This window comes from Corynebacterium sp. NPDC104732 (assembly GCF_055583565.1).
The window spans coordinates 92,181-118,788 of sequence record NZ_JBVJNS010000004.1 but is presented as its reverse complement, the minus strand read 5'-3'; the positions used below and the strand labels follow the sequence as shown (position 1 = coordinate 118,788).

Annotated in this window: 18 protein-coding genes; 12 read left to right on the top strand and 6 right to left on the bottom strand. The window is 60.0% G+C overall.

Annotated features, from left to right (window positions below):
- Positions 1-70: 70 nt before the first annotated feature.
- Positions 71-2,014 carry an N-acetylmuramoyl-L-alanine amidase gene (locus ACZ6ZO_RS04510; protein ID WP_465290895.1) on the bottom strand — a complete coding sequence of 648 codons (1,944 nt, stop codon included), beginning with the start codon at positions 2,012-2,014 and terminating at the stop codon, positions 71-73.
- 183 nt (positions 2,015-2,197) lie between these two features.
- Here ACZ6ZO_RS04510 and glf point away from each other — a divergent pair, with 183 nt between their 5' ends.
- From glf to ACZ6ZO_RS04450, 12 genes are all read left to right on the top strand, one after another.
- Entirely contained in the window at positions 2,198-3,349 is a 1,152-nt protein-coding gene (gene glf / locus ACZ6ZO_RS04505) for a UDP-galactopyranose mutase (RefSeq protein WP_182385234.1), read from the top strand.
- Between the two features lie 183 nt (positions 3,350-3,532).
- Positions 3,533-4,144, top strand: a complete 612-nt coding sequence (locus ACZ6ZO_RS04500) for an arsenate-mycothiol transferase ArsC (protein ID WP_465290893.1) — start codon at positions 3,533-3,535, stop codon at positions 4,142-4,144.
- 129 nt (positions 4,145-4,273) lie between these two features.
- Entirely contained in the window at positions 4,274-6,235 is a 1,962-nt protein-coding gene (locus ACZ6ZO_RS04495; RefSeq protein ID WP_465290891.1) for a glycosyltransferase, read from the top strand.
- Positions 6,228-6,728 (top strand): phosphatase PAP2 family protein, encoded by a 501-nt coding sequence (locus tag ACZ6ZO_RS04490; RefSeq protein ID WP_182385236.1) that lies wholly within the window; start codon positions 6,228-6,230, stop codon positions 6,726-6,728. Before ACZ6ZO_RS04495 ends, ACZ6ZO_RS04490 begins: the two co-directional genes overlap by 8 nt.
- Entirely contained in the window at positions 6,725-7,702 is a 978-nt protein-coding gene (locus tag ACZ6ZO_RS04485; protein WP_182385237.1) for a decaprenyl-phosphate phosphoribosyltransferase, read from the top strand. The genes ACZ6ZO_RS04490 and ACZ6ZO_RS04485 overlap by 4 nt, the downstream gene beginning before the upstream one ends.
- Positions 7,703-7,769: 67 nt before the next feature.
- Complete coding sequence (locus ACZ6ZO_RS04480; RefSeq protein ID WP_465290886.1) at positions 7,770-8,804, top strand: alpha/beta hydrolase; 1,035 nt, start codon at positions 7,770-7,772, stop codon at positions 8,802-8,804.
- A 444-nt stretch (positions 8,805-9,248) separates the two neighbouring features.
- Entirely contained in the window at positions 9,249-11,180 is a 1,932-nt protein-coding gene (locus ACZ6ZO_RS04475) for an alpha/beta hydrolase-fold protein (RefSeq protein WP_465290882.1), read from the top strand.
- The gene (locus ACZ6ZO_RS04470; RefSeq protein ID WP_465290880.1) at positions 11,181-11,666 is read left to right on the top strand and encodes a DUF732 domain-containing protein; all 486 of its coding nucleotides are present in this window, start codon (positions 11,181-11,183) and stop codon (positions 11,664-11,666) included.
- Between the two features lie 3 nt (positions 11,667-11,669).
- The gene (locus ACZ6ZO_RS04465; protein ID WP_465290878.1) at positions 11,670-12,587 is read left to right on the top strand and encodes a cutinase family protein; all 918 of its coding nucleotides are present in this window, start codon (positions 11,670-11,672) and stop codon (positions 12,585-12,587) included.
- A gap of 207 nt (positions 12,588-12,794) precedes the next feature.
- Positions 12,795-14,630, top strand: coding sequence for a FadD32-like long-chain-fatty-acid--AMP ligase (locus ACZ6ZO_RS04460; protein WP_465290876.1), 1,836 nt, complete (start codon positions 12,795-12,797; stop codon positions 14,628-14,630).
- Positions 14,631-14,763: 133 nt separating this feature from the next.
- Complete coding sequence (locus ACZ6ZO_RS04455; protein WP_465290874.1) at positions 14,764-19,509, top strand: beta-ketoacyl synthase N-terminal-like domain-containing protein; 4,746 nt, start codon at positions 14,764-14,766, stop codon at positions 19,507-19,509.
- A 26-nt stretch (positions 19,510-19,535) separates the two neighbouring features.
- Positions 19,536-21,089, top strand: coding sequence for an acyl-CoA carboxylase subunit beta (locus ACZ6ZO_RS04450; protein WP_465290872.1), 1,554 nt, complete (start codon positions 19,536-19,538; stop codon positions 21,087-21,089).
- A 348-nt stretch (positions 21,090-21,437) separates the two neighbouring features.
- Here the strand turns inward: ACZ6ZO_RS04450 and ACZ6ZO_RS04445 are convergent, their stop codons facing one another.
- Genes ACZ6ZO_RS04445 through trmB form a run of 5 tightly spaced genes read right to left on the bottom strand, consistent with a single transcriptional unit; the run spans position 21,438 to position 26,594 of the window.
- Positions 21,438-21,785, bottom strand: coding sequence for a DUF3054 domain-containing protein (locus ACZ6ZO_RS04445; protein ID WP_182385245.1), 348 nt, complete (start codon positions 21,783-21,785; stop codon positions 21,438-21,440).
- Positions 21,782-22,780, bottom strand: a complete 999-nt coding sequence (locus tag ACZ6ZO_RS04440; RefSeq protein ID WP_465290870.1) for a lysylphosphatidylglycerol synthase transmembrane domain-containing protein — start codon at positions 22,778-22,780, stop codon at positions 21,782-21,784. Before ACZ6ZO_RS04440 ends, ACZ6ZO_RS04445 begins: the two co-directional genes overlap by 4 nt.
- Complete coding sequence (locus ACZ6ZO_RS04435) at positions 22,780-25,092, bottom strand: MMPL family transporter (RefSeq protein ID WP_465290868.1); 2,313 nt, start codon at positions 25,090-25,092, stop codon at positions 22,780-22,782. The genes ACZ6ZO_RS04440 and ACZ6ZO_RS04435 overlap by 1 nt, the downstream gene beginning before the upstream one ends.
- Before the next feature lie 25 nt (positions 25,093-25,117).
- A complete protein-coding gene (locus ACZ6ZO_RS04430) occupies positions 25,118-25,792 on the bottom strand; it encodes an NYN domain-containing protein (protein ID WP_465290866.1) in 675 nt (224 codons plus the stop codon).
- Positions 25,793-25,796: 4 nt separating this feature from the next.
- Positions 25,797-26,594 carry a tRNA (guanosine(46)-N7)-methyltransferase TrmB gene (trmB, locus tag ACZ6ZO_RS04425; RefSeq protein WP_465290864.1) on the bottom strand — a complete coding sequence of 266 codons (798 nt, stop codon included), beginning with the start codon at positions 26,592-26,594 and terminating at the stop codon, positions 25,797-25,799.
- Positions 26,595-26,608: the final 14 nt, after the last annotated feature.

Below are 26,608 nucleotides of genomic sequence, written 5' to 3'. Positions count from 1 at the left end.
GGAAACCCGGGAAACGCTTCCCGGGTTTCGCACAGAGTAACACTACTCAGTGTGGCGCAGCAGTTAGCAGCTACATGTGGATCTGAGTTTGGTTGGTGGCTGGATCGTAGGTGATGTAGCCGTGCTCGAAGTCCATTCGGGTGAGGCCGCCATCTGCGTATTCGTCGCTGGTTGGCAGGCCGAGTGGGCCTGCGTCGAGGCCCTGCTGGATCCACGCGTCACCGATTGCGCCGTGGACGGCGTGGGTGCCGGTGGCTGGGGACTTGACTACAGCGCCGTTTTCGAATGCCTCGAAGGTAACTGGGTTTTCGGCGTCGGCCGCGTACTGGACTGGCCCCTTGGATGCACCCAGCACTCCCTTGGCAAGTGCTGCCACCTTCGCGATGTCAGGGTCAGAGGAGAGCGCTTGGGCGTTGTTGATGGTGCCTGGGATGTCGGAGATCTTCAGGCCAGCGATCTTTGGCACGCCTCCGTCGACGGTGATCCCGGCTGGGAGCTTGCCGCTTTTTGCTAGGAAGCCGAAGACGAGGGTAGCGAGGGTGCCTGCTACGCCGAGGATGGCGTTGAAGTCACCGCCGGCTGCTTGTCCGAGCACGCCGAGCAGATTGCCGATGGTGTTTGCGGGTTGGGTCCCCTGAGCGGCGGGTTGAGCGCCTTGAGCAGCTGGTGCGGTGTTGTCCAGTGCGATAGGTGCGGTGTTCACAGGTGCGCTGGGTGCGCTAGCGGAGCCACCGATGCTGGCGTATTTTTGGGCCGCGATGTCGCGGATGCGTCCCATTTGGGCGTAGCCGGCGTCGCCTGGGCAGGTGGTGGTGCCAACATCGCGGTGCGCGAAGATGTTCGGCAGGGTCACTGCTTGGCCGTAGGGGTACTTGGAGTAGCTGGTGCCTTCGGAGTAGTGGGTGTCGGAGCCCTTGGGGTCGAATCCGGCGACCTTGGCGCGCCAACCAGCGAGTTCACCGACGGACTTGATTTGTGCGTCGGAGGGGGTGACGGTGGAGTAGTCGCCCATCATGGAGATTGCCCAGGTGTTTTCGTTGAAGCCGCCGGCGTGTGCGCCCAAGATTGGCTTGTTGATGCCGCCGTAGCGACCTTCGAAGATGTTGCCGTACTTGTCGACCAGGGAGTGGTATCCGACGTCGCACCAGCCAAGGTTTGCGCCGTGGTACTGGTAAATGCCACGGACGATGCCGGCGGATTGGGCTTCGGTGTAGTTGTTGGAGCCGGCGGTGTGGTGGATGGTGATGGCGTTGACTTCGTCAGAGTAGTCGGGGCTGGCCTGGCAGTTCGTGCGGATCGATTCGTCGGCGCCCCAGCCTGAGCGGGAAATGATGCGTGGCATGCCGTCGGAGTCGGCCATCAGGTCGATTCCGGCGACGGGCGTGCTGGTGCCACCGTCGATGAATACGGCTTCCAGCCCGGCGTTTGTTACCTCGGCGACGGGCTTGATGTCGCCGTAGTTGGTGGGAAGGGCAGGCAGGCCTGCTGGCTTATCGACGGCCAGTTCCGCATTCTCTACCGGTGCTTCCGCAGGCTGCTCGCCCATGAGATCGACGCCGACGAGAGATACCTGCACCCGCTTGGTGGGCTCGATGTAGACGAGCTCGGTGCCGTTCTTCCCGGAAGTGCCGTACTCAGGTTCTGGCTCTGCGTCGAACCATTCGGTCCAGGTGCCGTCGGCACGCTGGCCACGGAAGTGGGCAACAACGTCCTGTTGTCCCGGCCAGGTGAGTGCGAACATGGAGAACTCTTTGTCGCGGGTGAATTCTTTGACCGCGCGTGGTCCGGCGGTTTTGCCTTGGCCGGTGACGGCCGGATCATCGACGACTACGGTTTCGCCATCACTGAACGCGGCGGTTTCCATGGATGCTGCTACGGGGGCGATCCCCTCGGTTTGGGTGGGGCGGATATCGCCTTTCACACCCAGTGCCGCTGAAGCGACAAGGGCGGTGGATAGCAAAATCGCCCACGCCGGGCGTGAGGTCGAAGTGCGAAGAGTTCGTCGTTGCAGCACTATGTTCTCCCTGGTAATGCACACTGGTGCAGCTGTGACAATAGTTATCAGCTGTTCATAATAGTGCAATATTGTGATTGATGATAGTCGAGTGACAAATTTTTTCTTGTGGGAGAGAAAGAATCTCCTGGCTCCGGCCAGGGATCCTGTCGGAACAGCGATAGCCAACTACGCTCTGTAGACATGACTTATGACTTGATTGTGGTGGGCTCTGGCCTGTTTGGATTAACGGTTGCTGAGCAGGCGGCGAGCCGGCTGGGTAAGAAGGTTCTGGTCGTCGAAAAGCGGGCGCATCTCGGCGGAAACGCCTATTCCGAGGCGGAGCCAGAAACTGGGATTGAAATTCATAAGTACGGGGCGCACCTGTTCCACACCTCCAACAAGCGGGTCTGGAACTACGTGAACCAATTCACCTCGTTTACGGACTATCAGCACCGCGTCTTTGCTATGCACAAGGGCACCGCCTACCAGTTCCCAATGGGGCTCGGGCTCATCAACCAGTTCTTCGGCAAGTACTACTCGCCGGAAGAAGCGAAGAAGCTGATCGCCTCGCAGGCCTCCGAAATCTCCGTTGATGAGGCCACCAACCTGGAAGAAAAGGCCATCGCTCTCATCGGTCGCCCGCTTTACGAGGCCTTCGTCCGTGACTACACCGCAAAGCAGTGGCAGACCGACCCGAAGGAGCTGCCGGCCGGCAACATCACCCGCCTGCCAGTGCGCTACACCTTCAACAACCGCTACTTCAATGACACCTACGAAGGCCTGCCTGTTGACGGTTATGCAGCGTGGCTGGAGAAGATGGCTGAGTCTGACCTGATCGAAGTGCGCCTGAACACCGACTGGTTTGAAGTACGCGATTCTATTAGGGCCGAGTCCCCTGATGCACCGGTCGTCTACACCGGCCCGCTCGACCGCTACTTTGGCTACTCCGAAGGCAAGCTCGGCTGGCGCACCCTGGACTTCTCCATCGAGGTCCTCGAAGTTGGCGACTTCCAGGGCACCCCGGTGATGAACTACAACGACGCCGACGTACCATTCACCCGTATACACGAGTTCCGCCACTTCCATCCAGAGCGTGCCGACAAGTACCCGACGGATAAGACCGTCATTATGAAGGAGTACTCGCGCTTCGCTGAGGGGGACGATGAGCCGTACTACCCAATCAACACCCCAGCCGACCGCGAGATGCTGCTGAAGTATCGCGAGCTTGCCGAAGCCGAAGAAGGAGTGTTCTTCGGTGGTCGCCTCGGCACCTACCAGTACCTGGACATGCACATGGCCATCGCGTCCGCGCTGTCCATGTTCGACAACAAATTGGAAGAGCTACTGAAGTAGCAGGACCTGCGCAAATTTAGCGTACGGATGGGATTTTTTAAGTCGAAATCGTCCCATCTGTACGCTTTATTTGGCTTCGGGACATTTTCTGCTTTGATTCCCACCTAGTTGATGAGTAAAGTTAACAGCAGGTTAACAACAAGGTTCCTCTAGGTTAATTGTGGGGGCCTGGGAGAGGGAAACATGTCTCACCGTGATTTTGAAATCGTCCGTGAGGATCTGCACCGCCGGTACGGTCATGTGGTCGATGAGGTCACCATCAATGGCGTGGTGGACGATACTATCGCTGAGCAACAGGCTTCTGCCAAGCTCACCGCCTTTCTACCGGTTTTTGTGGAGCGTTTTGCCACCGAAAAACTCGAAGGCCTGGTCGAAGGTAAGGAAACCAACCCACGCAAAGAAGTTCTCTTTGCCTGCGAACGCAATGCCGGACGCTCCCAACTTGCCTCCGCCATCATGCGTCACCTCGTAGGGGACGACGTGTTCGTCCGTTCCGTCGGTTTGAAGGCCCGCGGTGGGATTAATCCCACCGTCATCGAGGTGCTCAAGGAACGCGGAATCAGCACCGAAGGGCTGTACCAAAAGGAAATCACCCCGCGGGTATCTCACCGGGCTGATGTAGTTGTTTTGTTGGGGATCGACGAAATTCCCGGTATCCCAGGAGACCGCTACATCCGTTGGGAGATCGCGGATCCCGAGGGGGCTTCCATCGAAGAAATCCGCACCATTGCCGACGCAATCGAAACGAAAATTCGCGAGTTGCTGCCACAGCTTGAAGTGGCAGTGCCTGCCTAGAACCCGCCACACCGTTATTCTCCGGGGAGCTACCTTGATGCAAGGTCGCTCCCTTTTTGCGCGCCCTCGCACGAGAGCACACCTAGAACAACTACGCTGGTAATCATCCCAAACTTAGAAAGGCTGGACATGAGCGAGAGCAAAGCGGTAGAGCAATTGCAGCGAGTTCTGCTGCCAAAACGCGGCGAACCGCACGATGTGCGTACCCTTTACCTGCTTGAAGCGGAACAGAACAAAGAGCGAGCCACCTGGTCAGACAGGTTTTCCCTGACCATCCCGGCTGGTGCAGAGGTATCCTTCCAGACCTACTTCAACGCCTTCGCCGCTAGCTATTGGCGACGCTGGTCACAACTAAGCTCGGTGATCCTCAAGGTAGACATCGACGGTGAAGCCCGAGTCGATATCTACCGTTCCAAGATCGACGGCTCCCGTATCGCCGTCGAAGGTGACCTCGTGAGCGGTACCGGTGAGTTTGAAATCTCCCTCGCTCCGTTTGAAGACGGGGGCTGGATTTGGTTCGACATCACGGCTGAGACTGACAGCGTCGTAAAGCAAGCTGGCTGGTGGGCGCCACAAGCCCCGCAGGCGCAGACCATGCCGAACGGCACCCAGGTCGGACCGTTCGACAAGCGCGTCACCGTCGGCATTCCGACCTTCAACCGCCCTGCCGACGCCGTCGCTGCCCTGGAAGCGCTGGCATCCGACCCTGAGGTCGACGCCGTGATCGATACCGTCATCATGCCGGACCAGGGCAACAAACACCCCGCTGACGAGCCCGGCTATGAGGCAGCCACCAAGCACTTTGGCGACCGATTCTTCGAGTTCCGCCAAGGCAACCTCGGTGGCTCCGGCGGCTACTCCCGCATCATGTTCGAAGCTCTCGGCGGCGTAGACGGCACCGGAGCAGCAGGCGCAAAGAAATCCCCGTATATCCTCTACATGGACGATGACATTGCCATCGAACCGGATTCCATCCTCCGCGCCTTGCAGGCAGCCCGCTACGCCAAGAGCCCCACGCTCATCGGCGGCCAGATGCTCAACCTGCAGGAACGCAGCCACCTGCACTCCATGGGCGAGGTAGTGGGACGCCACGACTTCATGTGGACCTCCGCACCATACGTGCACTACGACCACGACTTTGCCAAGCACCCGCTCTCCGATCGCGGTAAGCCAGGCGACAAGCCCGACGCACCAAACTCCCGCGACCTGCACCGCCGCATCGACGTGGACTACAACGGCTGGTGGATGACCATGATCCCGCGCGTCGTTGCAGAAGAGATCGGCCAACCGCTGCCGCTGTTCATTAAGTGGGACGACGCCGAATTCGGTCTCCGCGCCGGGGACCACGGCTACCCAACCGCCACCTGGCCGGGCATCGCCATCTGGCACATGGCTTGGTCCGACAAAGACGACGCCATCGACTGGCAGGCCTACTTCCACCTGCGCAACCGCCTTATCGTCGCAGCACTGCAGCACACGGGACCGGTGGATGGAATCATCAAGTCGATGCAAAAGGCCACCATCAAGCACCTGGTCTGCATGGAATACTCCACCGTCGCCATCCAAAACGAGGCCATGAAGGATTTCCTCGCCGGCCCAAACCAGCTGTTCGACATCCTGGAAACCTCGCTGCCACGCATCAACGCGATCCGCAAAACCTACCCGGACGCAGTAGTCATGCCAACTGCCGCTGACCTGCCGAAACCATCTGGCGCGCCGGGCGTTCCGATCAAGGACATCGGTGGCCGCTCTGCCAAGCCAATCAAGGCTGTGTGGGCACTCAAGGGCTTGCTGCACTCCCTGACCAAGGAAGATCGCAAGCACCACGAAGTGCCACAGGCGAACCTGGCACCGATCAACGCACGTTGGTTCTCGCTCTCGCGTCTCGACGGCGCCACCGTCACCACCGCAGACGGTCGGGGAGTGGTCTACCGCAAACGTGACCGCGACAAGGCCAAGGAACTGCTGCAAGAGTCCCGCCGCCTGCAGAAGGAAGTGGCGGAGCGATTCGCAGAAATGCAAGACAAGTACCGCGCTGCCCACAAGCACCTGACCAGCCGCGAGGCATGGGGAGAAATCTTTAATGACTAAAGAATCCGACATCCTGGTCGCGATCCAGGATCAGCTCTACCGGGAACCCTACATCCAGGTAGCGCGCGGGATGAGCCTGTTCGGTGAGCATGCTGCGGGCTGGCTGGGAATGGGTGTTGTGGGGATGGCCGTCGATAAGCGGCGGCGCCGGAAGTGGGCGGCACTGACCGCGTCGGCGTTTGCTAGCCACGCCGCGTCCGTCGTCATCAAACGCGTGGTTCGACGCCCGCGCCCTACCGACGCACGCCTCACCATCGGCGTGGGCACCCCCAGCCAGCTAAGCTTTCCGTCCTCGCACGCGACCTCAACGACCGCAGCTCTCACTTCGCTCGCGTTGTTGACTCGGTCACCTCTGCCCCTCGTTGGTGTGCCTGCGATGATGCTCTCGCGTATGGTACTTGGAGTTCACTACCCAACGGACGTGGCGGCTGGTGCCATCCTCGGCGCATCCACCGCACTCCTCGCGGACAAGCTTGAAAAGAGGAACGCATGACCATGGAGCAGCGCTTCGGCGACTCGGAACCGCACACCGAGGGCATCGACACGATGAAGAAGCGCCAGCCGCCGAAAAACCTCTTCGACGGCATGATCAAGGCACTGCGCCCCAAGCAGTGGGTGAAAAACGTCCTAGTCGTGGCAGCTCCAGCAGCCGCTGGGGCCGACGCTCTGCTCAGCCAGCGCACGCTTATCGACGTCGCACTGGCCTTCATCGCATTCTGCATGGCAGCCTCGGCCATCTACCTCATCAACGACGCCCGCGATGTCGAAGCCGACCGCGCACACCCGACTAAACGATTCCGCCCCATCGCTGCGGGTGTCCTCCCTGTTAGCCTCGCGTACTTCATGGCCGCCGTGCTCATGGCTGCCGCGCTCGGAATCTCCTTCCTAGCTACCGCAGGTATGTCCTTGGCGATCATCGTTACGATCTACCTAGCACTCCAATTGGGCTACTGCTTCGGGTGGAAACACCAACCTGTGATCGATATTGCACTTGTCTCCTCGGGATTCATGCTGCGCACCATGGCCGGTGGTGTCGCTGCAGGCATCGTCCTGTCCCAATGGTTCCTCCTCGTGGCCGCTTTCGGTTCCCTCTTCATGGCCTCCGGCAAGCGCTACGCAGAAATCCTTTTGGCCGAAAAAACCGGCGCGAAAATCCGCAAATCCCTCGAAGGATACACCCCTACTTACCTGCGCTTTGTCTGGACATTGTCCGCAACGGCCGTGGTGATGTCCTACGCGCTGTGGGGCTTTGATATGGGTCGCGAATCCGAAAAAATCGCTGCGATTTGGTACCAAATTTCCATGGTTCCATTTACCATCGCGATCCTGCGCTTCGCAGCCGATGTGGACCGTGGCGACGGTGGGGCACCAGACGAGTTGGCACTCACAGACCGCACTCTACAAACCCTGGCTATCCTGTGGATTCTCTGCATTGTAATGGCCGTGTACGTTTCACCGATGTTATAACTGCTTGCCTACTTCTGGATTTCGTGTAGGTTAAGTTACGATCTGATAAAGAACTTCGAGGAGAACCATGTCAATTGCAAAGCGTCTGCGCAATGCAGGACGGAAAATCACTTCGGTAGCGCTTGCTGCTGTCACCGCGGCAGGTCTGGCCGTCGCCGGTTCTGGTGTTGCACATGCTGATAATCGCGATTGGCTGCGCCCAGACGCCACCGGTACCTGTGACTGGGACCCAGCAATGTACTGGGTACAGCGTTGCGATGTCTGGTCCGAATCCATGGGACGCACCATCCCTGTCCTGATTCAGCCAGCACAGCGTGGCGGTGACGCAGGCTTCTACCTCCTCGACGGCATGCGCGCCGACAACAACCAGACCGGTTGGACCAAGTACTCCAACGCCCCACAGGCATACGAGAACTCCAACATCACCCTGATCATGCCAGTCGGTGGTGCAGGTTCCTTCTACGCAGACTGGGATGAGCCAGCACTCGTCTCCTCGAACTCCAGCGGAGGCCCAGTTACTTACCGTTGGGAAACCTTCCTGACCAGCGAACTGCCAGGCTACCTGCAGCAGCACTTCGGCGTTAACCCAGGCCGCAACTCCATCGCCGGCCTGTCCATGGGTGGTACCGCCGCACTGAACCTAGCCGCACGCCACCCAGGCCAGTTCCAGCAGGCAATGTCCTGGTCCGGCTACCTGCACACCACCGCCCCAGGCATGCAGTCCCTGCTGCGCATCGCGCTCATCGACACCGGCGGATTCAACCTGAACGCAATGTTCGGCGCCACCATGAACCCACGTCGCTTCGAAAACGACCCATTCCACAATCTGGAAGGCCTCCGCGGCAAGGACGTCTACATCTCCGCCGCTACCGGCAACTGGACCGAAGCTGACATGAACCTAGCCCTCAACGACCGCATCGTAGGCTGGGGACTCGAAGCACTGGCCAACATGTCCACCAGGGAGTGGGAGCAAAAGGCCCGCGGCATGGGCCTGAACGTCACCGCTGACTACCAGCCAGCAGGCGTGCACAACTGGGGCATCTGGAACGATCAGATGTGGAAGACTCGTGACCGCGTCCTCGACGTCATGGGCGCCTGGTAAAACGCACTTTTAAGCCCCCGGCAGGGTTCACCTGCCGGGGTTTCGGCGTTATTGGGGTGCTGGTTGGTGGGGTGTTGTGCGTTGTTCCCGACATTACCCTCCCGAAGTTCGGGGTGAATGGGGCGTTTTTGGGGCAACCTCGGGGGCGTAATGTCGGGGCGATGGTTGTGGCCGAAGCGGCAGATGAAGAACTCCTCGTTTTATTGGTGTGTCACACCCCAAAAGTCTAAAGTTGAACTTAAACTTGAGTCCAACCTGACGGCTGATCCATTTGGCCCACACCAAGTGGCTGCTCGGCCTGAAGCGGCGAAAAATTCATAAGGCGTCACGCCTTCCGGAAGCGGGGAACTTTCGGAAATTGTGGCCCGCAGATATCAGTCTCTGTCTCGCATATGAGGTGGGGACTAGTTCCAGCTGAAAACATACTAAGTCTAAGGAATTTTCATGCGCGAAACTCGCTCTGCTCGGCGACGTTCCCTGTTCCGCACCCTGGCTGCCGTGCCGGTTGCGTTGGCGTTAACTACGTCGATGGCTTCCCCTGCATTGGCACAGAGTGTTTCTTCTGGTGTATCCAGTGGCCTTCCGGGCACAGATTACCTGAAGCCGGGAGAGGTGCCGCCGCGTACCCCAATTAAGACCGATCACCCAAAGATTGAGGGTTTGCCGGCAGGTGTGTCGGTGGACCGTGTTGAGTGGCTCACTGACCGTCGTGTGGCGGTGTTCATTAAGTCGGCTGTGATGCCGGAGCAGTTGATGCAGGTTCAGATTTTGTTGGCCCGCGACTGGCACTCAAACCCAACGATGAAGTTCCCAGAGGTGTGGGCGCTGGATGGCCTGCGCGCAGTGGATACGGAAAATGGCTGGACCATTCACACCAACATTGAGCAGTTCTATGCCGACAAGAATGTGAATGTGATTCTGCCGGTCGGTGGCGAGGCGTCCTTCTACACCGACTGGGAAGGTCCTGCCAACGGCAAGAACTACAAGTGGGAGTCTTTCCTGCTTAATGAGCTGCCAGCTGTCCTAGACAACGGTTACCGGTCTAGCGGTCAGCGCGCTATCACTGGCCTGTCCATGGGTGGCACTGCCGCAATGAACCTTGCTCAGCATCGTCCAGACATGTTCAATTTCGTGGGTTCCTTCTCTGGTTACCTGGACACCACCTCCCCAGGAATGCCGGAGATGCTGCGGGCTGCCATGGTTGAGGGCGGCGGATACGACGTCAACAACATGTGGGGTGCGCCGGTGAACCAGCGATGGATCGACAACGATCCAAAGCTCGGAATTGATGCGCTCAAGGGTAAGACCGTGTATGTATCGGCAGGCAGTGGACGCGATGACTTCGGCGAGCCAGGCTCTGTCGCAACCGGACCGGCCAATGAGGCTGGCAAGGGTCTCGAGGTGGTTTCTCGGATGACTACCCAAACCTTCGTTGCCCGAGCAAAGAAGGACAATGTGCCGGTCATTGCTCAGTTCCGCCCATCTGGCGTCCACAACTGGCCGTACTGGCAGTTCGAGATGGCTCAGGCCTGGCCATACATTGCGGACTCCATGGGGATGAAGAAGGAAGACCGTGGTTCGGACTGCACCACAGTTGGTGCGATTGCGGATCTGACCAAGGGTGGCCAGTGGGGCTCCTGCCTGAATGATGAGTATGACGTCAAGGGCGGTCGGGCTCAGGACTTCCGCGCAGGCCGCGCATACTGGTCCCCAGAGACCGGGGCTCATATCTTGATTGGCCGTATCGGTGCTCGCTACACCGAGATGGGTGCTACTGATTCCTGGCTCGGCTTCCCGATCTCTAACGAGGAAGCTACCCCTGATGGCAAGGGACGCTACGTCCACTTCCAGAACGGCTCCATCTACTGGACCCACGAGACCAACGCCGTGGAAATCCCTCGTGACATGTTCGAGGCGTTCGGTCGCCAGGGTTATGAAGCTGGCGTGCTTGGCTACCCAGTTGACGTGCCAAAGCAGGTCAACGGCAATTTGGTCCAGCAGTTCCAGGGTGGTTACGTGGTTCGTAACAGCAAGGGCGAGGCGTTCTTCGTCCGCGGCGAAATTGCGAAGCACTACGGTGAACTGAAGACGGCGTCGTCGAAGCTGGGTGCACCAGTCTCCGATGAGTTCTTGATTCCGGGCGGTGCCCTGCAGAACTTTGAGCATGGCACCATGTACTGGAGTGCCGCTACGGGTGCGCACTTCATTCTCAACGGCGACATTCGCGATGCGTGGGGCAAAACCGGGTGGGAGAATGGCCCATTCGGCTGGCCAATCGCTGACCAGGAAGCAATTCCAGCCGGTGGTGAGCAAATGAAGTTCCAGCACGGCACCATCAAACAGCTCAATGGCCAAATTGTTGAGGAGCGACGCTAGATGCGTAACACCGCAACCGTAGTCGCACTCGCCGCTGTCGCGCTCACACTGGGCGCGTGCGGTGGGGGTGCGACTGTAGACAATGAAAAAGCTACACCGTCGACCGTGGCGCCGCTGGCGAAGGTGCCGGGGGTTGAGGGCACTCCGGCGTCGACAAGCCCGGCAAAGCCCTCACGCAGCGGCGGTGAGGCAGCAGCCCCCGCGCCGCGCGACGAGGCCGTGCAGGAAGTAAGCGCCTTGCCGACGCCCGCCCCACGCCCCGACAAGGAACAAAAGCTCCTTGATGACCTGAAAAAGCAGGGCATCAAGGTGGAAGGCGTCGAAGACCAAATGGTGAGCGTCGCCGACGGGATCTGTACCCAAGAAAAGGACAACCCAACGGTGGGCGCAGTATCGGGTCAGCTCATTGAGCAGCAGCGCACCGACAAGAAACCAGAAGAAGTAGCGGACATCCTTGTGAAATCCGCGAAAGGGGCGTACTGCTAACGTATGCGAAAAATTCTCACTGTCGTCGTGACGCTGATCCTCCTCGTGGTGGTTGGTGCGGGCGTGATCAACTGGCTTAACAGCACAAACAAGAGCCCGCTTCCTACCGAGCCAGGAGAAACCCCCACCTCAGAGGCAGCCCAGCCTGACTGGTGCCCGAACGTGGAAGTCATCGCGGCGCCGGGCACCTGGGAATCCGCCCCGGAGGACGACCCCATTAACCCGACCGCGAACCCGGCGTCGTTCATGCTGACAGTGACCAAGCCCCTGCAACAGCGATACAGCCCAAATGACGTGAAAGTGTGGACGCTGCCGTACACAGCACAGTTCCAGAACGTCAACGCGATGCACGAGATGCCTTATGACCAGTCACGTCAGGAAGGCACCTCGAAGCTGGAGAATGAGCTGCGCATCATGCATAGGGATTGCCCGATGACCGAATTTGTGTTGATGGGCTTCTCGCAGGGCGCCGTGATCGTCGGAGACATTGCTAACCAGATTGGCGCCGGGCAGGGCGTCATTCCGGCAGAGAGTGTCCGAGGTGTCGCGGTCGTAGCGGACGGGCGCCGTGAGCCTGGTGTGGGTCAGGCTCAGGGTAACCCCGTCTCCGGTGTGGGCGCGGAAGTGTCCCTGGAGCTGCTGAATCCGCTTACCCAGCACATCATGCCTGGCGCTACCATGCGTGGCCCACGCGCTGGTGGCTACGGGTCCCTGCAGGATCGGGTGATGGACATTTGTGCTCCGGATGACCACATCTGCGACGCCCCACTAGGGGTGGGCAATGCCATTGCCCGCGCACAGGCACTCATCGCCGCGAATGCCGTGCACGCGCAATACGCCACCAACCCAAACGTCTTCCCGGGGTTGACCACCACCCAGTGGCTCATCGACTGGGCCGCCGGGCTTATCGACGCCTCGTAGCCGCTTAGCTGAATGCCACCTCGGTCGTTGTTAATGGAGGCCGGGGTGGTTTTTGGTATCTCGGGCGCGAACAAATTGCCTGCATAACTGGCTCAAGGCAGGTAAACTCTTCGCTTAACAAAACTTTCCAGAAGAAATAGTTTTGCTTCGCAAAGCAATCTGGGTAAAGTGACCTCACGAAATGACACGCGACTTTTAAGGACACATATGGATATCAATGCAGCAATGGGCCGGTTCTTCGATGAAACTGGCAATATTGTCCTCCCTCCTGAGTTCACTCTCGCAGCGATGTGCGAGTTGCTGTACCAGGCAGATGCTGCTGCTGGCGGTAAGGACCGCGAAGTACTGCGCTTCTGGGATTACGCGGATTCTCGCGAGGGACAGCTGATGTCCTTCACTCGCGAGCAGGTCAACACCCGCATCAAGGCGGTGGCTGCGCGTCTGCAGCAGACCGGCCAGCTCGGTGACCGTGTCGCAATCCTGGCGGGTAACAGCCCGGAATATGTGTTCTCCTTCCTGGGTGCCCTCTACGCCGGCATGGTGCCGGTGCCACTGTACGACCCAGCTGAGCCGGGCCACACGGATCACCTGACCGCGGTGATCGGCGATTCCAAGCCTAAGTTCGCCCTCACCAATTCCAAGAGCGCAGCCGCCACCCGTAAGTTCTTCGCGGCAACCCCTGCGGCGGAGCGCCCACGCATCCTCTCAGTGGATTCCCTCCCGGACTCCACCGCCGAGGCCTTTGTGAACCCGATGACTAACCCTGAGGTGCTGGCGATGCTGAAGGAGTCTAAGACGGCTCCGGTAGATTCGGTGGCATTCCTGCAGTACACCTCCGGTTCCACCCGCACCCCAGCTGGTGTGGTGTTGACCAACCGCAACATCATGACCAACGTGCTGCAGATTTTCCGTGCTGCACAGCTTAAGCACCCGATGCGCCTTGCACTGTGGATCCCGTTGCACCACGACATGGGCATGATCCTGTCCGCATTCGTCACCATCCTTGGCGTGGGCCTGGACTTGATGCGCCCACGCGACTTCCTGCAGCAGCCATCTCGCTGGATCGAGCAGCTGAACCGCCGCGAGGGCGACGCCAACGTGTACTCCGTGGTCCCGAACTTCGCATTGGAGCTCGGCGCACGCTATGGCATGCCAAAGGATGTAGACGTTGACCTGTCGGCTGTAGACGGTCTGATCATTGGCTCTGAGCCGGTGACCGAGAAGGCCGTCGAATCTTTCTTCCAGGTGTACGGCGAGAAGGGCTTGAACCGGCTCGCCCTGCGCCCAACTTACGGCCTGGCGGAGGCAACCCTGCTGGTATCCACCCCTCAGACGGACGAGCGTCCGCTGTTCAAGCGCTTTGACCGCGAGGCGCTCGCGGAAGGACGCGTGGAGCTCAGCGACGGCGGCACTGCATTCGCTGCAGTTGGCCAGCCAATTCAGCCAATGGCGATGATCCTGGTCAACCCAGAGACTCGCGAGGAAATCGAAGACGGACAGATCGGTGAGTTCTGGTGCCATGGCGCCAACATGGCACAGGGCTACCTGGGCCGTGATGAGGAAACCGCCACCACCTTCCACAACAAGCTGGCGAAGAAGCTGGACAAGGGATCCCGTGCCGAAGGCGTCGCAGAGGATGCGATCTGGATGGCCACCGGTGACTTGGGAACCTTCATTGACGGCCAGATCTACCTCACCGGCCGACTCAAGGACCTCATCGTTATCGCTGGTCGCAACCACTACCCGCAGGACATTGAACACACTGTCCAGACCGCGAGCGAGCAGGTGCGCCCAGACAGCGTTGCTGCGTTCGCGATCGAGGGGGAGGACGTCGAAAAGCTGGTTATTATCGCCGAGCGTGACATTGACCGCACTGAGGACGGCGACGCTGCAGCCATCGACGCGATCCGTTCCGCGGTGACCGCCCAGCATGGTGTTAATCCTCACGACGTGCGGATCGTGGCGCCTGATGAGATTAAGCGCTCCTCGAGCGGTAAGATTGCACGCAGGGTGGTGCGCAAAGCGTACCTTGAGGAAAGCTAGGTGCCACTGTAACGATTTGTAACAAAATCGAGACAAGTACCTAGAGAGCCCTTCTATGTCCTCTCAATTGAGAAGATGGAGAAGGGCCTTTTAGTAATGTCCGTAAATCGATCGAAGAAGGTAGGCTGCCGGCATGGACTCCACGCAGGAAAGCACCGGGATGAATGTCTCTGAGCTGAAAGAGTGGCTGCGTAGTTGGGTGGTAGCCACGACCGGTTTACCTGCAGAAGAGATCACGGACGACAAATCTCTCCAAAACTTCGGTTTGAGCTCCCGCGATGTGGTGCTGCTCTCCGGTGAGCTGGAAAACCTGCTGGGTGTTCAGCTGGACGCCACCGTCGCCTACGAATACCCCACCATCGGGGCACTCGCACAGCGCCTTATCGACGGCGCATCCACCCGCACCCTCACCGCCAAGGGCCGACGCAACGTAGCCGCCACGACCGGCGCGCACGACATTGCCATCGTGGGCATGGCTACCCGTTTCCCCGGCGCCGCGAACGCCGACGAGTTCTGGGACCTGTTGGTTTCCGGTGTGGACGCCACCTCTGACTTGCCAATGGGGCGCTGGTCCGAATACTCCGCCGACGAGGTGATGACGGAAAAGATCGCGGAAAACAATGTCCGTGGCGGTTACATCCAGGACATCGGCACTTTTGATGCTGAGTTTTTCGGTATTTCCCCAGTGGAAGCTGCGAACATGGATCCGCAGCAGCGGTTTGCGCTCGAACTGACCTGGGAAGCGTTGGAACACGCGCACATCCCGGCAAGTTCGCTGAAGGGCGAGTCCGTTGGCGTGTTCATCGGTTCCTCCAATGTTGACTACGGAATGATCATCGTCGCTGACCCAGCTGAGGCGCACCCGTACGCGCTTACTGGTACAGCCAGCTCGATCATCCCGAACCGTGTGTCCTACGCCTTCGATTTCCGCGGACCTTCCGTATCCGTGGACACCGCATGCTCGTCCAGCCTCGTGGCCATTCACGACGCCGTCCGCGCGCTGCGTACCGGCGATGCTGACCTTGCCATTGCCGGTGGTGTGAACATCCTGGCCTCCCCATTCGTTTCCACAGCTTTCGGTGAGCTGGGCGTGATCAGCCCTACCGGTAAGATCCACGCCTTTTCCGATGATGCTGACGGATTCGTCCGTGCCGACGGTGCGGGCCTGTTCGTGCTCAAGCGGGTAGAGGAAGCCATTGCCGACGGCGACGACATCCTCGGCGTGATCAAGGGCTCCGCGGTGAACTCCGACGGCCACTCCAACGGTCTGACCGCGCCGAACCCGGAAGCACAGGTTGACGTGCTGGAACGCGCCTACGCCGATGCCGGCATTGATCCGACCACCGTGGACTACGTTGAAGCACACGGCACGGGAACCATCCTCGGTGATCCTATCGAAGCATCGGCGTTGGGGGCGGTGCTCGGCAAGGGGCGCGACGTCTCAGAACCGACTCTGCTGGGCTCCGCGAAGTCCAACATCGGGCACTCTGAATCCGCAGCCGGTGCCGCTGGCCTGGCTAAAGTGCTGCTGGGTATGCACAACGGCGTGATCCCGCCGAGCATCAACTTTGCCGGGCCGAACCGCTACATCGACTTTGACGCCGAACACTTGGAAATCGTGGAAGACCCACGGGAGTGGCCGGAATACTCTGGCAAGAAGCTCGCTGGTGTATCTGGATTCGGTTTCGGTGGCACCAACGCACACCTGGTGGTGCAGGAGTTTGACCCAGCGGAATACGAACAAAAGCCACAGCAGGATAGCCAGCTGGAAGGCGTGCTGTTGCCGGTGAGCGGATTGCTGCCATCGCGGCGTCGGCAAGCAGCGGCAGACCTGGCGGACTTCCTGGAAGGGCGCCCGGACGCGGACCTCGTGAAAGTGGGACGCTCCCTCGCGCGCCGCAACCACGGCCGCTCCCGCGCTACGGTTGATGCCAGCACGGTGGAAGAGGCCGTCAAGCGCTTGCGCCAGGTGGCGGAAGGCAAGAAGAGTGTCGGTATCAATGCTGCTGACGCGCCTGCCACGCACGGGCCGGTGTTCGTCTACTCCGGGTTCGGTTCGCAGCACCGCAAGATGGCGAAGGACATGCTGGAGCTGTCGCCGATGTTCGCGCAGCGACTGGCGGAACTCAACACGCTGATTGAGTTCGAGTCCGGCTGGTCCCTCCTGGACATCATCGCTGACGATGCCCAAACCTACGACACGGAGACCGCGCAGGTCGCCATCACCGCGATCCAGATTGCCCTCACGGACTACCTCGCTGCGTTCGGCGCGAAGCCAGCTGCCGTTGTCGGTATGTCCATGGGTGAAATCGCCGCAGCATACGCCGCAGGTGGCCTCACCGATGTCGACGCGATGCGCATCGCCTCACACCGCTCCCGCCTGATGGGAGAGGGAGAAAAATCCCTGCCCGAAGACCAGCTCGGCGCGATGGCTGTGGTGGAGTTCTCCGCTGAAGACCTGGAGAGCTTCATCGCAGAGCACCCCGAGTACGAAGGCATCGAGCCAGCCGTTTACGCCGGTCCAGGCATGACCACCGTCGGCGGTCCGCGTGAGGCTGTGATGAACCTCGTAGAGTACCTGGATGGCGAGGGTAAATTCGCGCGCGCCCTCGACGTCAAGGGCGCTGGCCACACCTCCGCCGTGGAGCCACTGCTGGGAGAGTTGGCGGCGGAAACCGCTGACATCGAGCCACACCCCACCACGATCCCGCTGTTCAGCTCGGTGGATAAGGGAGTGGTCTACCCAGCCGGTTCCGTCATCCACGACTCCGACTACTGGCTCCGCTGCACCCGCGGCAGTGTCTGGTTCTTGGAAGCTACCCAACAGGTGTTCGCAGCTGGGCACAGCACGTTGGTGGAGATTTCCCCGAACCCAGTCGCTCTCATGGGCATGATGAATACTGCCTTTTCCGTTGGAGCGGCTGATTCGCAACTCCTCTACGCGCTCAAGCGGAAGGTCCCAGCCGCAGACTCGCTGCGCGACCTGCTGGCGAAGCTGTATGTGGGTGGTGCAGACATCAACTTCGACCTTCTCTACGGCGATGGCGCTCGCCTCGATGCGCCACAAATCACCTGGAAGCACCAGCGCTACTGGACCGCAGCGCGCCCGTCGTCCTCCGGAAGCGTCGGAATGCCAGGCCACAAGGTGTCCCTTCCGGACGGTTCCGTCGCATTTTCCACCCTTGCTGAGCTGGTGCCAAGCACCGAAGCCCTCATGGAGTCTGCAGTCGTCGCGCTCGACGCCGCCGCCACCCTGGTGGCCACCGAAGAACGCGCCCCGCTGCCCCCAACTGGCGAAGTAACCACCCTCACGCACAAAAACTTGGGCGGCATTACCTTGTCGGTGTACCGCAAGCTTGGCGACGCCATGTCCCTCGTCGCTGAAGGCTTCGCAACATCCTCTGCTGCTGCACCCGCCACAACTGTTGACGAACCAACCCGAGTGGTAGCGCCACGCGTGAGGGATGAAATCGACATCGACGCTGTCCACTGGGATCCTACTTCTGGCGAAACTGTGGAACAGCGGATGCGCTCCATTGTCTCCGAGGCCATGGGCTACGACGTTGAGGATCTCCCCCGGGAGCTTCCGCTGATCGACCTCGGCCTGGACTCCCTCATGGGCATGCGCATCAAGAACCGCATTGAGCACGATTTCCAGATCCCTGAGCTGCAAGTTCAGGCCCTCCGGGACGCATCAGTTGCCGACGTGGTGGCCATGGTGGAAGACATGGTGGCAGGCCGGGAACAGGTTGACGACGTGGCTCCAGCTGCGGGCGTCGAAAAGCCAGTGGCCAAGAAGGGCGGCGTGGGCGTGGCCCCGCGTGACGCCTCCGAGCGCCTCGTCTTCGCCACCTGGGCCACCATCACCGGTGCCGCAGCCGCTGGCGTGACCTCCGAGTTGCCGGAACTGTTGGGGACGCAGGCCGCCGACATTGCCGCGCGCCTGAGCGAACGTTCCGGCGCAGTGGTCACCGAAGACGACGTTCTCGCCGCGGAAACCCTGGAACCGCTGGCAAATCTTGTCCGCGAGGGGCTCGAGACCGAAGTCGAAGGCAACATCCGTGTCCTGCGCGCCCGCCCAGAAGGATCCCGCAAACCAGCCGTATTCATGTTCCACCCAGCTGGCGGCTCCTCTGTGGTGTACCAGCCACTTATGCGACGCCTGCCGGAAGACGTACCGGTGTACGGCGTGGAGCGCCTCGAAGGGCCGCTGACTGAGCGCGCCGCTGCGTACCTTGATGAGATCAAGCAGTACTCCGACGGCCTGCCCATCGTGCTCGGCGGTTGGAGCTTTGGCGGCGCCCTCGCCTATGAAGTAGCGCACCAGCTGAAGGGCACTGATGTTGAGGTAGCACTGGTTGCGCTGCTCGACACTGTCCAACCAGCAGAAACCGTGCCAGACACGCCGGAGGAAACCCGCGCCCGGTGGGAACGCTACCAAGCCTTTGCCAAGAAGACCTACGGCCTGGACTTCCCAGTGCCATTCGATCTGCTGGAAACCGCAGGCGAAGACGCGCTGCTTACCATGCTGGCGGAGTTCCTCGCCACCACCGACGCCTCCGAACATGGCCTGTCCGCCGGGGTTCTGGAACACCAGCGGGCCTCCTTCGTAGACAACCGCATTCTGGACAAGATCGACTTCACTCAATGGGCTGGAGTGAAAGTCCCAGTGATCCTGTTCCGGGCGGAGCGCATGCACGACGGCGCGATCGAATTGGAGCCACGCTACGCCACGATTAAAGAAGATGGTGGCTGGTCGGCTATCGTGGAAGAGTTAGAGATCGTTCACTTGCATGGTGATCACCTTGCGGTGGTGGACGAGCCGGAAATCGCCACGGTCGGGGCGCACCTGACCCGGCGGATTACGGAGCTGACTTAAGACGTAGAAACGAGTAGCTTAGAAACGTGACTGGAAAAACGACAGCAGATAAACTCGCTGATCTCCGAGCACGCCTGGAAAAAGCTAAAGATCCAGGTAGTGAGCGGGCGCGAGCGCGACGTGACGAGGCCGGCCTTACCACGCCACGTCAGCGCATCGACCGTCTGCTGGATCCAGGCTCATTCGTAGAAATCGGTGCGCTGGGCCGAACCCCCGACGATCCCGAAGCGCCATACTCAGACGGTGTGGTCACTGGCTACGGTCGCATCGAGGGGCGCCCAGTGGTGATCTACGCACACGACAAAACCGTCTACGGTGGCTCTGTCGGTGAAACGTTCGGCCGAAAAGTCTGCGAGGTCATGGATATGGCCATCCGCGTGGGCTGCCCTGTGATTGGTATTCAAGACTCCGGTGGCGCGCGTATTCAGGACGCGGTGACCTCCTTGGCTATGTATTCGGAGATTGCGCGTCGTCAATTGCCGCTGTCCGGCCGTAGCCCGCAGATTTCCATCATGATGGGTAAGTCCGCTGGTGGCGCCGTGTACGCCCCGGTGACCACCGATTTTGTGGTTGCTGTGGATGAGCGCGCCGAAATGTATGTCACCGGCCCAGCCGTGATTAAGGAAGTTACCGGCGAAAACATCACCTCCGCGGAGCTCGGCGGCGCCCGCCAGCAGGAGCTCAACGGCAACGTCTCCTACGTGGCGAAGGACGAGGACGACGCCTTCAACTACGTCAAGGATCTCCTCGATCATCTCCCGCTCACCTGCAACGACCCCGGCCCGGAGTTTTGGGCTCCTTCCGACGAGGACGTCGCATTCACCGACGGGCTCGACCTGTTCATGCCGAACGACACCAACACCGGCTACGACATGCACGACCTCATCGCGAAGCTGTTCGACGCCAACGACTTCCTAGAAGTGCAGCCGAATTTCGCGCAGAACCTGATCGTGGGCTTTGCGCGTATCGACGGCAAGTCCGTCGGCGTGATCGCGAACCAGCCACTCGTTTATGCTGGCTGCATTGACGCAGATGCTGCCGACAAGGGCGCCCGCTTCATCCGCATCTGCGACGCCTACAACATCCCGCTCGTCTACCTGGTGGACACCCCGGGCTACCTCCCGGGTGTGGCGCAAGAAAAAGCTGGCCTCATTCACCGTGGCGCAAAGTTCGCATTCGCACTGGTAGAAGCCACGGTGCCGAAGGTATCCCTGATCGTGCGCAAGGCCTACGGCGGAGCGTATGCAGTGATGGGGTCCAAGAACCTCTCCGGTGACATCAACCTCGCGTGGCCAACTGCGCAGATCGCCGTAATGGGATCTGCTGCTGCCGTTGTGATGATCCAGGGTAAGCAGCTGGCGAAGATTGAAGACGAAAACCAGCGTGCCTACATGAAGAAAGTCTTCATGGACTTCTACGACGAGAACATGACTTCTCCGTATGTCGCCGCCGAGCGTGGCTACATTGACGCGATGATCGAACCGAATCAGACGAGGTTGGCGCTGCGTCAGGCACTACGTCAACTCGCCACTAAAACCGAGCGTGACCTGCCGAAGAAACACACCATCATGCCGATGTAACGTTCTCGTTGTATATTGCGACAGAGCTGTTAGAGTACACAGCTGATAGAAAGTGAAAGGGCACAAATAATGCTGAGCACCGTTGTGGATGTAATCGGAGACCTCTTCGGCATGTTCTTCATGCTCGTCAACCAGGTCCGTGCGACGCTGTCTCGCTAAATAGCTAGCGAATCTTCAAAGCTCCCGCGCCTCTTTTTGAGGGTGGGAGCTTTTTCATGAGGTTGGGGAGTTTTGGGGGCTGGTCCGAGATCCGGGTTTCTGGTCACACCAAGGGTAAAACCCAAGGTCAGTTACCAGGTAGTCTTCTAAAACTCGGGTTTCGGTGCTGGCCCAAAATCCCAGCAACCCCTAAGCTTTGCGGATAACCCGCGCAGCTCCACGCCAGCCGAGCAACAGCAGGCCGGACATGACTGTGGCGACGATGATGAAGGAAATGTGTGGCACGCGTCCGTTGTTACCTGCCCAGATCCCGAGTCCACAGACTACGGAACACACCCAAACAACACTGCCGGCGGCGAAAGAAGCTGGTGGGCTGGTGATGAAGCGGAGTAGGACCCAGCCGAGGATGACTCCGATGAGGAATGGCCACCAGGTGTCCAGGATGTTGATGAATGTAAAAGGTTCTGCTTTGTGTGCCATGCGTGCGAAGACCGCGAAAAGAAAAATGGCGATGACGTCGAGCAGGAAATATTTCATTGTGTCTCCTTTAGTCCCACTAGATACACTACCCAGCCGATTGCAGTGGCGAGGATGAAGGACACCATTCGGTACACCAGGACGGCGGCGAGGGCGGTGGCAGCGGTGAGCCCTGTGGCTACGAGGGAGGCGGTGAGCGCGGCTTCTAACGGACCTAATCCGCCCGGGGTCACGCCGGTGGCGCCGACAATCTTGGCGGAAAGGAAAGCGAGGGTAATACCGGGAAGAGTAGGGGAGGAGGTCACGGCCATGACTGCCGCCCAAAGCGACGCTAGGTCAAGGAGGCGGTTGAGTAGGGACATCAAGGAGACGGAAGCGAAGCGGGGAAAGGTGAGTCGCACGACTTGCAGTTGATGGATCTGTTTTACTACTGCCGCCATGCCAGCGTCGGGGGTGCGACGCAGCAGCCGGTTGAACACCGGGAGGACTAGACCTGCACAGCGTTCCAGGAACAGCGGGTTGTTGGCGGCCCAGTAGACCAGGAATGCGAGTAGCGCCATGCCGGCGCCCACGAGGAGGAGAGACCAGAGCGAGAATGTTGCCCCGAGGAGGAGTACTGCGCCGAGGCCGAGGAGGACGAGCCAGAGCGTCGATAAGGCGCCGGAAAGCACTACAAACCAGCTGATAACCATGACGGGCGCGCCCCACGCCCGCTGCACCTTGAACTGCAGCACGGTGGACAGCGCCGGCCCGCCGGGGAGACTGTTCGACCAAGAGTTAGCAGCGAGCACCAACGCCAATGCTTGCCGACGCCCCACCCCCACATCTCCTGCCCGGAGCAACTCCACCATGACTTCAGCCATCGCAACGAATGACAGCGCACACAGCACAACCGTGAGCACCACCCACGGTAGGGACGCTGTGCGCACCGCGGTGATTCCTTGGGTGATGAAGTCGAGCTGGTCGCGGAAGAAAAAGGCCGCCGCGCCGAGGAGCGCGACGGTGATAATGACGCGCGCCCAGCGAGCACGAAACAGCTTGCCGAGCGCGTCCACTAGTTGCCTTCTTCCCTCAGGCGTTTCATCAGTTCAGCGAAGGGGACCAAGTTTTCGTCGGAGATGGTGGAGCGTCCGCCACGAATTGCGGCGTTGTGGACGGAAACGTCGTGCACCGACATCTCCCGTGGCGCAGGCTCCGGAGCTGGTGCCGGGGCAGGCTTAGCAGCCGTAGCGATGACGGGCTCCTTGCCGTGGCCCATCCGCTCGGACGCCTGCTTGACCCATTGTGGTGCCCACCAGTTGTCTTCGCGTAGCAGGTGCATGACGGCTGGGACGAGCATCATGCGGATGATCGTGGCGTCGAGGATCAAGGCCGCGATCATTCCGAAGGCGATGTACTTCATCATCACGATGTTGGAGAACCCGAAGGCGCCACACACCACGATCATGATGAGCGCAGCGGCGGTGATGATGGAGCCGGTGTGTGCAGTGCCGTACTTGATGGCGTGGTCTGTGGCGTCGCCCCGGTTGCGGGACTCCACCATGCGGGAAACCAGGAATACTTCGTAGTCGGTGGACAGGCCGTAGACGATGGCCACGATCAGCACCAGCACCGGAGACATCAGTGGCCCTGCGGTGAAGTCGAAGAGCGTTCCGCCGAGGCCGTCAACGAACATCGCCGTCAGGATGCCGAGCGTCGCGCCGAGACCAAGCACCGTCATGATGATCGCCTTCGCCGGTAGGATCAGCGAACCAAACACCAGCGCCATAAGCACGAACGTAGCGATGATGATGTACAGCGCCATCCACGGCAACTTATCGAACAACGCTTCGATCGATTCCACCTCCAGCGCCGGAGTGCCACCGATATACACATTGACGCCTTCAGGGACATCCATCGCACGCAATTGCTTCACGACGGCCTCGTTGTTCTCACGATCCACAATCCCTGCCGAAAGCACGGTGGTGCCATCCTTGGTGGGGTGGGAAGGCGAGAACCGTCCGGTCAGCCCTTCCACGGCATTGGCCTGCTGGTAGATCTGCACCAGCTGATTGTTGTCTGCCCCGGTGACCACGAGCTTGATGGGCTCGGTGCGGAAGTCGGGGAAGGAAGAATCGAAGGTGCTTTGGGCAGCGCGCACCTCGTCGGATGGCGGCAGGTAGGTTTCATTGATCCCGCCGAACTTCACTCCCGTCAGCGGGATGGTCAGGCCAAGCAACACGGCGATGATACCGGCAGCGACGAGCCTGGAGTGCTTCATGGACCAAGCGGGGATGCGTGCCCAAATGGTCTGTTCCCACAGGGACTCGTCCTTAGCGGTCTTGCGGATCGCCCACTTGTCGATGTTCTTCCCCAGCATGCCGAACAGTGCGGGAAGGACCGTGATGGACAGGAACGCAGCGAGTCCCACAGCGGAGATCGCGCCATAGGCGATGGATTTAAGGAAGGCTTGTGGGAAAACGAACAGGCCCGAGAGGGCCACGATCACCATGAGTGCGGAGAACACGACAGTTTGCCCAGCGGTAGCCACGGTGGTCGCCACAGCCGGTTTGATGTCTTTACCCGCGGCCATTTCCTCGCGGAACCGAGAGACCATGAACAGGCCGTAGTCGATGGCCAGGCCCAAGCCCAGAAGCGTCACCACGGATTGCGCAAACACGTTCACCTGGGCTTGTGCAGCCAGAACGGACAGGACTCCCAGGGAACCCGCGATGGACAGGATACCGACCACCAGCGGCATGACGGCAGCGACCACGGACCCGAAAACAATCAGCAGCAACAGCGCGACCAATGGCAGAGCAAACAGCTCAGCACGTTTGATGTCGCCGCTCATGCCGTCGTCAAGCGCGTCGGCGACGGCAGTGGCGCCTGCGACCCTCGTGGTGACCTCGCCGGGCAGGGCGTCGGTAAGCACTGCGTCCTCCACGGCGCGGTAGGACTTCAGAGTTTGCTCGCCGTCGCCCTTCAACCCCACGGCGGCGAACGCGGTCCGCTTGTCCGGGGTGATCAGCTTCGGGTTTTGCTTATCAAAATAGCTGGTGACGTGGGCGATATGATCGGGGTGCTGCTCCTTGAGCTGCGTGAGGTGCTGCTGCGCCGCCGTTATCACGGCAGGGTCATCCACCGACTTGCCCTCGGGGGCCTCAAACAAAATGATGACGTCACCAGAGTTGTCACGCCCGAAGGTATCCAACTCGATGCGGGCAGCTGCGCTCGAGGAGGAATGGGGATCGTCCCAGCCTTCTTGGCTCATGCGATCACCAAGTTTGGTGCCCTGAAAAGCGAATAGCCCCAAGATAGCTGCGACGATCAAGATCGGCACAGTGATGCGAAAGCGATAGGCAATCTCGCCCCAACGATAGAACACAGGTTTCCTTTCGTTCCGCCAGCGGTTAGCGGGAAGATAGCAGCGCGGACAGAGGACGGAACGGCTGGAGCCACGCGCCTTCCTGTGGGAGCGAATCCAGGTTGATACGCGGCAGCGGTTCGCGGAACACACCTGGGATCTCTTCCAGATCAATGAATTTAATTGCCTCGTGGCTGACCGCCCACGATGCGTGCTCGTGGAAACCAATCACCGTGGCAGGGATATTCTGCTGGACCAGCTTCTCCAGCAGCTCACGGAAATTCTGCCCATCAGCAGACGCCACGATAACGCCCTGGAGGATCCCCTCGTTGAAACGACGTTTAATATGCTCCAGCATGTCCGGATCCACATCGGAATCCTCGCCAACCTTCGGCTTAGCAAAGACCGCAAAACCGACGTTACGCAGGGCCTCCACCCAAGAACGCATAACATCTGCGCCACCTTGTGGGACGTTGGTAAACACAGTGGCCTCCGGCTCAATGTGTTCACCGATCTCCGCGGATAGTTCAGCGCCACGGTTTAGGAGCCAGCGACCGATGGCGTCGAAACGCGGGCGGTACGCTGCGGTGGGGCGGCTACCGAGAATCGCGCCGAGGCCCATGTCGATGTTCGGAGCATCCCATACCAGCAGCAAAGTCTGCGGTGGTTCGAAGTCCTGTGGGTGATCGGAGTAGTTGTGCATGAATTCGTGAGCCGACATGTGCTTACCCCTCTCGCACCGGCGCGTCGGTGCGCTGCCAGAGGAACTCGGTGATCACGTGTTGCTTCTCCAAGCCTTTGCCCTCGAACTTGGTGATCACTTGGCGGTCAGTGAGCTGCGGGCACTCCGGCCACGGCCAGCCCTTGAATTCGAGCAACGGTTCAACGTGGACGAGTTCTTTGATCCACTCCGCGTAATCACCGTGGTCGGTGGCGACGTGGAGGACGCCACCAGGCTTCAGGCGAGTGGCGATCAGATGCAGCACACCGGACTGGATGATGCGGCGCTTGTGGTGGCGTGCCTTCGGCCATGGGTCTGGGAAGTAAATGCGGACACCATCGAGCGACTGCTCTGGCAGCATGCGGTTGAGAACTTCGACGCCGTCGCCACGTACGAGCCGGATGTTGCTGAGGTTTTCGCGGACCGCAGCGCCCATCAGCTTAGCCAGGCCCGGCTTGTAGATTTCACAAGCAATGATGTTCGTGTCTGCTTCGAGTGGTGCCATGGCGGCGGTAGAAGTGCCGGTGCCGGAGCCGATTTCGAGGATCGTCTTAGCTCCGGTGCGACCGAACCATTCGTCTAGGTCAATGACCTCGTCGGCGAGAACTTTGCCCATGGCTGGCCAGTTCTCGTCCCACATCTTGGTTTGATTGGGGGTTAGGGTTCCGCGACGGAAACTCATGGAGCCCAGGCGCGGGTAGTCCAAGCCGTCGTTGAATTCGGACTGGAGCGGGCGACCGAAAGGGACGTTGCCAACAGTGGTGCCGTGCGAATCGGAATGAGAAGAATCAGTATTATGCATCGCTGTCTATTTTG